At 66.6% G+C, this 11,625-nt stretch carries 10 protein-coding genes; 5 read left to right on the forward strand and 5 right to left on the reverse strand.

Translation table 11 applies throughout. The annotated features are described in order from the left end of the window. Positions 1 to 658: 658 nt before the first annotated feature. The 3 genes from LPZ50_RS14655 to LPZ50_RS14665 all read right to left on the reverse strand — a co-directional run bounded on the left by LPZ50_RS14655 (position 659) and on the right by LPZ50_RS14665 (position 3,114). The gene (locus LPZ50_RS14655) at positions 659 to 1,270 is read right to left on the reverse strand and encodes a cysteine dioxygenase (RefSeq protein ID WP_230662205.1); all 612 of its coding nucleotides are present in this window, start codon (positions 1,268 to 1,270) and stop codon (positions 659 to 661) included. A 33-nt stretch (positions 1,271 to 1,303) separates the two neighbouring features. Next, complete coding sequence (locus LPZ50_RS14660; protein WP_230662206.1) at positions 1,304 to 2,077, reverse strand: IclR family transcriptional regulator; 774 nt, start codon at positions 2,075 to 2,077, stop codon at positions 1,304 to 1,306. Between the two features lie 71 nt (positions 2,078 to 2,148). After that, positions 2,149 to 3,114 carry a Bug family tripartite tricarboxylate transporter substrate binding protein gene (locus LPZ50_RS14665; protein ID WP_230662207.1) on the reverse strand — a complete coding sequence of 322 codons (966 nt, stop codon included), beginning with the start codon at positions 3,112 to 3,114 and terminating at the stop codon, positions 2,149 to 2,151. Positions 3,115 to 3,252: 138 nt separating this feature from the next. Between LPZ50_RS14665 and LPZ50_RS14670 the strand changes: the two genes are divergently transcribed. Genes LPZ50_RS14670 through LPZ50_RS14690 form a run of 5 tightly spaced genes read left to right on the forward strand, consistent with a single transcriptional unit; the run spans position 3,253 to position 8,213 of the window. Beyond that, a complete protein-coding gene (locus tag LPZ50_RS14670) occupies positions 3,253 to 4,419 on the forward strand; it encodes a CaiB/BaiF CoA transferase family protein (RefSeq protein ID WP_230662208.1) in 1,167 nt (388 codons plus the stop codon). A 4-nt stretch (positions 4,420 to 4,423) separates the two neighbouring features. Then, complete coding sequence (locus LPZ50_RS14675; RefSeq protein WP_230662209.1) at positions 4,424 to 5,143, forward strand: enoyl-CoA hydratase/isomerase family protein; 720 nt, start codon at positions 4,424 to 4,426, stop codon at positions 5,141 to 5,143. Between the two features lie 20 nt (positions 5,144 to 5,163). Further along, a complete protein-coding gene (locus LPZ50_RS14680) occupies positions 5,164 to 6,000 on the forward strand; it encodes a CoA transferase subunit A (protein WP_230662210.1) in 837 nt (278 codons plus the stop codon). Continuing rightward, complete coding sequence (locus LPZ50_RS14685) at positions 5,997 to 6,728, forward strand: CoA-transferase subunit beta (protein ID WP_230662211.1); 732 nt, start codon at positions 5,997 to 5,999, stop codon at positions 6,726 to 6,728. The genes LPZ50_RS14680 and LPZ50_RS14685 overlap by 4 nt, the downstream gene beginning before the upstream one ends. A 9-nt stretch (positions 6,729 to 6,737) precedes the next feature. Beyond that, positions 6,738 to 8,213, forward strand: coding sequence for a class I adenylate-forming enzyme family protein (locus LPZ50_RS14690; RefSeq protein WP_230662212.1), 1,476 nt, complete (start codon positions 6,738 to 6,740; stop codon positions 8,211 to 8,213). A 923-nt stretch (positions 8,214 to 9,136) separates the two neighbouring features. Here LPZ50_RS14690 and moaA read toward each other — a convergent pair. Both moaA and LPZ50_RS14700 read right to left on the reverse strand, forming a co-directional pair. Continuing rightward, a complete protein-coding gene (gene moaA, locus LPZ50_RS14695) occupies positions 9,137 to 10,249 on the reverse strand; it encodes a GTP 3',8-cyclase MoaA (protein WP_230662213.1) in 1,113 nt (370 codons plus the stop codon). 39 nt (positions 10,250 to 10,288) lie between these two features. Further along, a complete protein-coding gene (locus LPZ50_RS14700) occupies positions 10,289 to 11,368 on the reverse strand; it encodes a substrate-binding domain-containing protein (RefSeq protein WP_230662214.1) in 1,080 nt (359 codons plus the stop codon). Between the last annotated feature and the right edge of the window lie 257 nt (positions 11,369 to 11,625).

The following is an 11,625-nucleotide window of genomic DNA, read 5'->3' on the forward strand; positions in this document are numbered from 1 at the left end:
TTGCCATTCAGGCGGTGGCTGATGAAGGGGCGGATTGGCCCGGCCTTCGATTTCCTGGGTGAATGTCATCGGTGCAAAACAGCCATGGCGCCACCTTCGCCGCCATGAGCTGCCGCGGCGAGTTCTCGCCGGCACTACCAGGTATCTGGCTCCCGTCAGGGTGCCAGATACCGTTCAACTGAGACTGTCGTGGCGCACGGCGGTGTCCGGCACCTTCGGAGCCAGACACCCTGCGATACACCGTCTTTTATCTTAAAGTAGCGCCATCGGGGCAAGGCAGTGCAAAGACGTTCACCAACCCCCAACGTTGAAGCCCCTACACCCAAACGCGAGCACCCTCACGCATATCACCACACGAAAGGCCATTCCCGCCGCGGTGGGCGGCGGGAAGCGCCGGCCCCGCACGATTTTCTTCTTTCAACCCGGTGCGGCCAAGCATGCCAAGCACGCCACCCGCCCCGGCGATGGAAGACATCTACTTGCCGCCAGTCGGCGTGAGGCGTTGTGAGGGTCGAGGCGCCTCGGGGCCGGGCACGGGCGCGCTGGGCGCCCGTACGGCACCGTGAAGCCGAGACACTCACAACGCCTCGCGACGACGGACAGAAGAATTCCACCCACCACATGCCACGCACAGCACAGCACAGCACAGCCCCCAGCATCACCCCGTCAGCCCCGCCCGCACCCCTTCAGACCTATCCCACAGGTTGGGAACCGCCACGTTCGAATACCCCGAGACGAACGGCTTGGCCTGGCCGGTGTCGGGGTCGAACACATGCCGCGCCACCGCGCCGATGTTGCCCCCGTACAGGTGCACGCTGATCGACACCGCATCCCGGTGGGCATTCCATACTTGGTGGATATCGCCTTCCACGGGCGACAGCACCTCGATCTGGCCCGGCCGCAACTGGACCGGCTCGCCATCGGGCACATAACCCGGCGGCGCGGCGCGGTAGCGCTGGCTGAACTCGCTGCCGCGCAGCATCGCCACATACCCCCACACCGTGTGGTCGTGCACCGGCGTGGACTGCCCCGGCCCCCACACGAAGCTCACCAGGCTGAAGCGCTCCAGAGGATCGCAATGCAGCAGGTACTGCTGATAGTGCCGCGGGTGCGGCACCGCACAGGTGTCGGGCAGCCAGTCATCATGCGCCACCAAATCGGCCAGCGCGCCCTGCAAGGCCGCGCCCGCCATGCCCTCGGCGCCATGCCGGTCGGCCAACTGGGTGGCGGTAAGCACGAAGCGGCGCAGGCGTTGCAGGTCTGTGGACATCGCATCTCCTTGAAAGGCCCCGCGCGAGGCGCGTCAGGCCGTGCCGGCGGGCACTGCGGGGCCGTGGTAGCCCAGCTGCCGCGAAATGTCCGCCGCGGCATCCAGGATCAAAGGCACATATTGCTTCATCTTCGCCGGGGTCAGGCGGTCCAGCGGGCCGGAAATGCCCAGCGCGGCCACTGGCCTGCCCAGGCCGCTGAAAATGGGCGACGCGGCGCCACCGATGCCGTCGCGCCATTCGCCGCGGTTGATGGCATAGCCCTTCAGCGCCACATCGGCCAGTTCCTGCTTCAGCGCCTGTTCACTCGTGCGCGTCAGGCGGGTGTGCGATTGCAGCTGGCTTTTGTAGTGCGCCAGGTAGCCGCCCTGCTGGAAAGCCAGCAGCGCCTTGCCGGTAGCCACCGCGTAGGCCGGCGCGCGCCCGCCGATGACCGAATACGCGCGTATGGGCTGGGGGCTGTCGATCTTGTCGATATAGACCACGTCCAGGCCATCCAGCACCGACAGGTGCACGGTTTCGCCGGTTTGCGCGGCCAGGGCGCGCATCAGCGGCGTGGCCAGGTTCCGGACATCCATGCTGGTCAGCTGGCGCGCGCCCAACTCGAACATCTTCAGGGTGCTGCGGTAGCCGCCGGTGTCCTGGTCGCGCACCACGTATCCGGCATGGGCCAGGGTCTGCAGGGTGCGGTGCGCATTGCTGCGCGACAGTCCGCACATCTGGGCCACCTCGTCGAGATTGGGCATGCGGCCGTCATGCTTGCTGACGGTTTCAAGCACCATCAATCCCTTGAGTAAAGTCTTGTCCATGTGGAAACGGCCCGATTGCAACGCATGCCATTGTATGCGTTGCCCTCTTGGCAGGCGGCGCGCCGGGCGCCTTACTTCAGGTTGGCGTTCTTGACCACGTCGGCCCAGATCGCGATTTCATCGGCCAGGGCCTGGTCGGTTTGCCGGGCCGTGGTGGGAACCGCGCTGGCCCCCTGCCCGGCCATGGCCTTCTGCACCGACGGCACCTGCGCGGCCTGCTTCATGGCGTCGGCAAGCCGCTGCACCACTTCGTCGGGCGTGCCCTTGGGCACCAGCATGGCGTAGCGCGTGCTGACGTTGTAGTTGTCCACGCCCTGCTCCTGCAAAGTGGGCACGTCCGGCAATAGCGGCGTGCGTTCCTGCGTGGTGACGCCGATGAAGCGCAGCTTCTTGTTGCCGATCTGAGCCACCAGCGTGGGCATGGTGTCGAACACCATGTCCACCTGCCCGCCCATCAGGTCGGCCAGGGCCGGGCCGCTGCCCTTGTACGGCACGTGCAACAGCCGGGTGCCGGTGGCGATCTGGAACTTCTCGGCCGTCATGTGCTGCGAAGACCCATAACCCGCCGATCCGTACGACAGTTCGCCGGGCTTGCGCTTGGCCAGGGCGATCAATTCCTGGATATTGCGCACCGGCAGGTCGGCTCGCACCACCACGGCCAGCGGCGTGGACGTGGCCATGGACACGCCGCGGAACGACTGCGGGAATTCATATTGCTGCTTCTTGGACGGCAGCAGCGAATTGATCGCCAGGCTGCCCACCGCCCCCAGCAGCACGGTATAGCCATCGGCCTTGGCATTGACCACCGCCTGCGCGCCGATTTCGCCGGCCGCGCCGGCCTTGTTTTCCACCACCACGGGCTGGCCCAGGATCTTGGCCAATTGCTCGGCATACACCCGGGCCGAGAAATCCGTGGCGCCGCCGGGGGGATACGGCACGATCATGTTGATGGGCGACGCAGGCCAATTGCCCGCCGAGGCCGCCACAGACACCGTAAGAAACAACAGGCCCAGAAGCCGGGCAAGAGAAGTCGTCATTTTTGTCTCCGATGGTCATATCCCAAATATTGGGATTTAAATTCTATTATTTGATTTTTTATAGGCTCCCATATAACATTCCAGGCGTCAATCGAATTCGAATTCCGGCCGTGCCGGCGGCTTATTGCAGGAGCACCAATGAAGCAGCAATCCACCCTCGCGGGGGTACGGGTCATCGAAATTTGCAACGTCGCCGCCGGGCCGTTCTGCGGCATGCTGCTGGCCGACATGGGCGCCGACGTAGTCAAGATCGAACCCCCGGGCAGCGGCGACACTCTGCGCAGCTGGGCGCCCATCACCGATGGCTACAGCGAGAACTTCGCGTCCCTGAACCGCAATAAACGGTCGGTGGCGCTGAACCTGAAAGACCCGGCCGACCAGCAACTGGCCGCCCAGCTCATCGCCCAGGCCGATGTGCTTATAGAAAACAACCGCCCCGGCGTCATGGACCGTCTGGGGCTGGGCTACCAGGCCATGTCCGAACGCAACCCGAAGCTGGTGTACTGCTCGATCTCGGCCTATGGCCAAAGCGGCCCACGCAGCCAGGAAGGCGGGTTCGACCTGACCCTGCAGGCCATGAGCGGCCTGATGAGCGTCACCGGCGAAACCGGCGGCGCGCCGGTGAAGTGCGGCGTGCCGGTGTGCGATTTCACAGCCGGGCTGTATGGGGCGTTTTCCGTGGTGGCCGCCCTGCGCACCGCCCAGGCCGAAGGGCAAGGCACCCATGTCGATATCTCTATGCTGGGCGCCACGCTGGGCATCGCCGCGCTGCAAACCTCGCAGTATTTCGGCACGGGCGTCGATCCCGTCAAGCTGGGCTCGGCGCACCCGCGCAATGCCCCGTACCAGGTGTTCCGCTGCCAGGGTGGCTATTTCGGCATGGCGGCCGGCAACGATGCGCTCTGGAAATCCGTGTGCGGCGTGGTGGGCCGCGACGACCTGCTCGCCGACGCCCGCTTCGCCAATACCGGCGCGCGCGCGGCCAACCAGGAAGTCCTGCGCGACCTGCTCGAAGACATCTTCGCGCAAGCCGATTCCGACACCTGGTTGGCCAGGTTCCGCCAGGCCGGCGTGCCCTGCGCGCCGGTCAACAATTATTCCGATGTGCTGGCCGACCCGCAGGTCGAACACATGCAATGGGTGCAAGACCTGACCCTGCCCAACGGCGCGCGCACCAAGACCTTCGTGTCGCCCATCCGCTTCAACGGGCACACGGCCGACGTGGCGCGCCGCCCGCCCAACCTGGGCGAGCACAATGCGGAAGTGCTGGCCGAACTGCAACCGCGCAGCCGCGCCGCGGAGTAAACCCATGGCCGACAACGTGCTCCTGCTGGACCAAAGCCCGCAGTGCTGGACTTTCACGCTGAACCGGCCCGACAAGCGCAATGCGCTGTCGGCCGAATTGGTCGAGGCCCTGATCAACGCCGTTGAAGCGGCACACGCGCAGCAAGTGCCGCTGCTGGTGTTCCGCGGCGCGGGCAAGAACTTCAGCGCCGGCTTCGACTTCACGGGCCATGAAGACCAGAGCGAAGGCGACCTGCTGCTGCGCATGGTGCGCATCGAAACCCTGCTGCAATGCGTGGCGGCTTCGCCCGCCCTGACACTGGCCCTGGCGCAGGGGCGCAATTTCGGCGCGGGCGTAGACTTGTTCGCGGCCTGCAAGCTGCGCTATTGCACGCCCGACGCCAGCTTCCGCATGCCGGGCCTGAAGTTCGGCCTGGTGCTGGGCACCCGCCGGTTCCGCAACCTTGTCGGCGCCGGGCATGCCTTGTCCATCCTGGGCAATGCGCGCCCCTTCGACGCCGACGAGGCGCACCGTATCGGTTTCGTCGAGCCGCCCGCCCCGGAAAGCGCATGGCCGTCCCTGCAGCAGCAGGCTGCCGGCATGGCGCAGGCGCTGGACGCGCCCACGCGCGAGCAGTTGTATAGCGTGCTGGACGTCAACCACCACGACGCCGACATGGCGGCGCTGGTGCGCTCGGCCGCCCGGCCGGGCATCAAGGAACGCATACGGCAGTACCTGCAATAGGCCTGCCCAAGGAGGAAGACATGACATCCGGATTCAACCAGGCCGACAAGCGCCTGACCATTCAGGACCTTGCCGCCATGATCCCCGACGGCGCATCCGTGGCGCTGGGCGGCAGCTTCCTGCACCGCGGGCCGTTCGCGCTGGTGCGCGAACTGGTGCGGCAAAAGAAAACCAACCTGGAAATCGTCAAGCAGTCGCCCGGCTACGACATCGACCTGTTGTGCCGCGCCGGCGTGGCCGCGCGCGCGCGCACCGGCATCGTGGCCATGGAAGGCAATTTCGGCCTGGCCCCCAATTACCGCAAGGCCATCGAAAGCGGCAAGCTGCAACTGGAAGAACACGCCTGCGCCACACTGACGGCGGGCCTGCGCGCCGCGGCGTTCGGCGTACCCTTCCAGCCCTGCGCGGGCATCGAAGGCAGCCACCTCATCGACATCAACGGCTGGCAGCGCCTGGACGACCCCTATGGCTCGGGCAAGTCCGCCTGGGTCATTCCCGCGGTACAGCCCGACTTCGCTGTCATCCACGCCAACGAAATCGACAGCCGCGGCAATGTGCGGGTACTGGGCACGTCGCACTGGGACCGCATCATGAGCCGCGCCGCGCGCAGCGTGCTGGTGGTGGCCGAACGCCAGGTAGACACCGAAGTGTTCGAGAAGCAGCCGGAAGTCACGCTGATCCCGTACTTCATGGTGCAGGCCTATGCCGTGGTGCCCCAGGGCGCCTGGCCCGGTTCGTGCTGGCCCGCCTACGAAATCGACTACCCCGCGGTGGAACGCTACCTGGAACCCGGCGCAGAGGCGCTTCAGGCGCACCTGGACGCCGCGCCCGAAGCCTTGCAGGAGCACGCAGCATGAGCAGCTGGTCGCCCTTTTCCTACATCGTCACCAACCTGGCGCGCTTCATCCGCCCCAATGAAATCACCTTCAGCGGCGTGAATTCCACCATGCCCATGCTGGCCTGCCTGATGGCCAAGCAGGCCTACGACTGGGACTACATCTACATCAACGTGGCGGGCGGGGTAGACCCCCGCCCGTCCAAGGTGCCGCTGTCCAGTTCAGACCCGGTGCTGGCGCAGCACACGGCCTCGATTTTCGACAACGAAGATTTCTACGACCTGTGCTGCCGCGGCCGCATGGACCTTACCTTCCTGGGCGCGGCGCAGATCGACGGCGAAGGCAATGCCAACAATTCCTGCATCGGCGACTGGCACCAGCCCAAGGTGAGGCTGCCGGGCGGCGGCGGCGGCGCGGTCATGCTGCCCACCGCCAGGCGGGCCTGCACCTGGCGCACCGAACACTCGCCGCGCACCTTCGTGGAAAACCTGCATTTCCGCACGTCCTGGGGCGGCTTCCATGGCGTGGTCACTCCCATTGCGGTGTTCGTGAAGCAAGATGGCCGGCTGGCCCTGCAATCGTGGCACCCCGAATCCAGCCTGGACGAAGTGCGGCAACGCACCGGCTTCGCGTTCGAGCATCAGGGCGCCTCACCCACCGCGGCGCCCACCGCCCGCGAAACGCAGGCTTTGGCCGTATTGGACCCCGACGGTGTGTTCGAGCGCGATGCCGCCGTGGCGCTGCGCTAGAGCCTGCCCATGACCCAGCATCCCAGCCTGTTCCACGCCTACGCACAGCAATGGCGTGCCCCCGGCTGGGCCGGCCAGCGCGCACTGACGGACGCGCAGGGCACGGCCCACCTGACCTACGCGCAATTGCACGCGGCGGTTTCCGCCATGGCCGGACAACTGCGCCAGGCCGGCGTGCAACCCGGCCAACTGCTGGCCATTGCCATGGATCGCGGCCTGGCCAGCGTGGTTGCCATCCTGGGCAGCATGGCCGCCGGCGCCTGCCCCTGCCCCCTGGAACCCCGCCTGACCGGCCAGGAAATACGCGGCCGCCTGGAAGCAGCGGGCATACGCAGCGTGCTGGCCGACGCCAGCCACCTGCCTGCCTTCGCCGATACGCAGGGCATCCAACTGCTGCAAGCGCAGGCCCTGCCCGATGCGCCGCCGTACTGGCACGCGGACATCGCCGCCGATGACCCGGGGCTGCTGCTGTTCACGTCTGGCAGCACGGGCCGCCCCAAGGGGGTGCTGCAAAGCCATCGCGGGCTGCTGAACAACGCGCGCGGCGTCATTCCCGCCACCGGCCTGACGGCCGACGACAAGCTGCTGCATGTCATGCCGCTGTACCACACCAACGGGCTGAACAACCAGCTGTTCAGCCCGCTGCTGGCCGGCGCGCACATCGTGCTGGGCGACCGGTTCCGCGCCCAGGACATGCCGGCGCTGATGGAACGGCACCGCCCCACCATCATCACGGGCGTGCCCACCATGTACTCGCGCATGCTGGACCACGCCTTCACGCCGGACAGCCTGGCGGCGCTGCGCTTCGCGCGCTGCGGCTCGGCCCCCATCACGCGCGAACTGCACACCCGCATCGAGGCCTTCCTGGGCCGCCCCTTGATCGTCTCGTACGGCTTGTCCGAGGCCACCTGCACCTCGACGCTGAATCCGCCCAGCCAGCGCAAAGTGGGCACCATCGGCAAGGCCTTGCCCGGGCAGCGCGTATTCCTGCGCGACAGCCGGGGGCAGGAAATTACCCGGCCCGGCGTCGACGGCGAGATCTGCATCGCGGGCGACAGCCTGATGTTGGGCTACCTGGGCACGCTGGGCAACGGCGTGCTGGAAGCCGCGCCGCCAGTGCTGGCCACCGGCGACCTGGGCCGGGTAGACGAAGACGGCTACTTCACCATTACGGGCCGCCAGAAAGACGTGATCATCCGAGGCGGCGAAAACATATCGCCCACTCTGATCGAACAGACGCTCAGCTCCAGCCCGCTGGTGCACAGCTGCTGCGTCGTCGGCAAGCCCGACGCCGACCTGGGCGAGGTGCCCGTGGCCTTCGTGGTGGCCGCGGCCGGTACGCAGGCCACCGAAGCGGACATCAAGGCGCTGGTGGCCGGCCAGCTATCCCGGATCCATCAACTGGCCGGCGTGGTGTTCATGGACACCCTGCCGGAGAATGCAGTAGGGAAGGTGGACAGGAAGGCGCTGGGGGCGATGGTGTGATTCTGGCGGTGGTGGGGTCGGAGTTAGTTCTTCTGGCCGTCGTCGCGGGCCGGTGTGGCGGCCTTGGCTTCACGGTGCCGTACGGGCGCCCAGCGCGCCCGTGCCCGGCCCCGAGGCGCCGCGGCCGCCACACCGGCCCACGCCGACTCGCAACAATGCGCAAACCCACAGCGCCGGGGCGAATCCCGTTCTTGCCTGTTTGCCCGCGCCTGTTGAAAGGAAAAAAATCGTGCGGGGCCGGCAATTCCAGGCGCCCTGCACGCCTGGATTTGCCATTCAGGCGGTGGCTGATGAAGGGGCGGATTGGCCCGGCCTTCGATTTCCTGGGTGAATGTCATCGGTGCAAGACAGCCATGGCGCCACCTTCGCCGCCATGAGCTGCCGCGGCGAGTTTTCGCCGGCACTACCGGGTGTCTGGCTCCCGTCAGGGTGCCGGACACCGTTCAACTGAGACTGTCGTGGCGCACGGCGGTGTCCGGCACCTTCGGAGCCAGACACCCTGCGATACGCCGTCTTTTATCTTAAGGTAGCGCCATCGGGGCAAGGCAGTGCAAAGACGTTCACCAACCCCCAACGTTGAAGCCACTACACCCAAACGCGAGCCCCCCACGCATACCACCACACGAATGGCGATTCCCGCCGCGGTGGGCGGCGGGAATCGCCGGCCCCGTACGATTTTCCTCTTTCAAACCGATGTGCCCAAGCATGCCAAGCACGCCACCCGCCCCGGCGATGGAAGACATCTACTTGCCGCCAGTCGGCGTGAGGCGTTGTGAGGGTCGAGGCGCCTCGGGGCCGGGCACGGGCGCGCTGGGCGCCCGTACGGCACCGTGAAGCCGAGACACTCACAACGCCTCGCGACGACGGACAGAAGAACCGAACCCTCCGATAAACGCACGCCAACAACGCACACCCGGCTAGGGTCACCCCCCGATATAACTCATCTCGACCTTGCGTTCCCCCTGCCCGATGATGGGCACCCCCAGCCCCCGCAATTCGGAGTAGCGGTCGTCCCGCTGACCCCAGATGCCGGCCAGGGCGTGGGCGATGGCGTCGTCGCTGGCGCCGCCGCGCACCAGCTCGCGCAGGTCGTGCCCATGCGTACCGAACAGGCACAGGAAGATCTTGCCTTCCGGCGACAGGCGCGCGCGCGTACAGCCGCTGCAAAAAGCCTGGGTCACGCTGGAGATCACGCCGATTTCGCCGGCGCCGTCTTCATAGGCCCAGCGCTCGGCCACGCGGCCCATGACCTCGGTTTCGAGAGCACGCAACGGATGCGCCGCGCCTATGGCTTGCAGCACTTCGCCGCTGGGCACCACTTCCCGCAAATTCCAGCCGTTGGTGGCCCCGACGTCCATGTATTCGATAAAGCGCAGCACATGGCCGCTATGGCGAAACCGCCGCGCCATGGGCAGGATCTGGCCGTCGTTCAGGCCGCGGCGCACCACCATGTTGACCTTGACCGGCGCCAGCCCCGCCTCGGCGGCGGCGTCGATGCCGCGCAAGACGTCGTCGGGCGTGAAGGCGGTGTCGCTCATGCGGGCGAACATGTCGGGGTCGAGCGCATCCAGGCTGACGGTGACCCGCGCCAGGCCGGCGCGCCGCAGGGCCGCGGCCTTGCGCTGCAGCAGCGTGCCGTTGGTGGTAAGCGTCAGTTCCAGCGGCCGGCCAGCCGGCGTGCGCAGATCGGCCAGCATCTCGACCAGGGCCTCGATGTTCTTGCGCAGCAGCGGTTCGCCTCCGGTCAGGCGGATTTTCTCGACCCCCAATTGTGCGAACAGCCGGGCCAGCCGCGTGATTTCCTCGAACGACAGCAGGGCCGATTGCGGCATGAAGGCGTAGTTGCCGTCGAACACTTCGCGCGGCATACAGTAGGTGCAGCGGAAGTTGCAGCGGTCGGTGACCGAAATGCGCAGGTCGCGCATGGGCCGCGCGCGCCTGTCCAGCGCGGGCTGGCCCGCGGGCGGCAAAGGCGCCTGCGGCAATGGCGCCGCGCGCGGCGCGGAACGGTCTGCCAGAAAAATGACTTTGCTCATCGGCACATCATATCTCGCAATATGGCCCCGGGCGAGCCGTCAGCCAAAGGCCTCGGCCGGGGTCTGCAGCCTGCCGGTATCGGTGGCGTCGTAACCCACCAATTGGCTGACATAGGACAAGTACTCACGGCTGCGCATAATACCCAGCAGATCCTGCATGGCCGGGGTGTCCAGCGACGTGCGGCGTATGGCGAAAAAGTAGCGTTCGCGCACCAACGGGATGAAATCCAGCCCGAAGCGCCAGGCGGCGGTCTCGACGCCCACGCCCGTGTCGGCCATGCCGCTGGCGATGTGGGCCGCAATGGCCATGTGGGTGAATTCGTTGGTTTCATAGCCCTGCACGTCGCCGATGGACACGCCGGCCTGCTCCAGCATCAGTCCCACCAGGTAACGGGTGCTGGAACCGATCTGGCGGTTCACGAAGCGCACGTCGGAACGGGCCAGGTCGGCCATTCCCCGGATACCCTTGGGGTTGCCCTGCACCACGAACAAGCCCGTGTTGCGCACCGCCAGGTGGATCAGCAGGTAATCGTCAGGGGCCAGCCAGGCGGCGTAGCGCGCCATGATGGGCGCCTCGAAGGGGCCGGTGGGCACCTGGAAACCCGCCAGGTCGCATTCGTGGCGCTCCAGCGAGGCCAGCGCCTCGATGGCGGTGCGGTAGCGCAGTTCCAGCCCGGGCTGGCGGCCGCTCATGTGCTGCATCAGGGCCTCGACCGCGAAGCCGTGGCTGGCATGCAGGCGCAGGTGCGGGATGGCCTCGGGCAACAGCTTTTCCAGTTCTTCCTGCAATTCGGACGCCAGGCTTTCCAGGGTGGGCATCAGGCGCGCCTCGATGCGGCGGTTGGCCCACAGCAGGCGCTGCGCGAAAGGCGACAACTGCGTGCCCTGGCGGCGCTTGGTAATCAGCAACTGCGTGCCGAAAAGATCTTCGAAACGCCGCAGAATGCCCCAGGCATGCCGGTACGACAGGCCGCAGGCGCGGCAGGCGCCGGCAATATTGCCGGTAGCGTCGATGGCCGACAACAGCGACAGCATGTCGTGCAGGGGCTGGCCGGCGTGGTCGGCGTCGCCTTCCAGCAGCCATTGCGGCCGCAGGCCGATGCGGAACTTATATGTCATTAATTTCTTATTGAACCGATAAATCTTGGGGGGTAGAGTACGCGCATCAAGCGCTTTCCTGTCTGTTTATATGTTTAATAAAGCATATTATCAAGCGGGCAAAGCCGCAATAAGGTGAACCCTGCGTGCCCTGCCCCGGCAGGCCGCAACCAGGAGACAAGCATGCCTACCCCCCAGGCAAAACCGAATCCGCCCGGCGGTGCCGGCGCACGCGGCGGGGCCTTGGCCCTGGCGGCCGCGCGGCAATCGGAATCGGC

The sequence above is a fragment of the Bordetella petrii genome, from assembly GCF_020991325.1.
Classification (GTDB): Bacteria; Pseudomonadota; Gammaproteobacteria; order Burkholderiales; family Burkholderiaceae_B; genus Bordetella_A; species Bordetella_A petrii_E.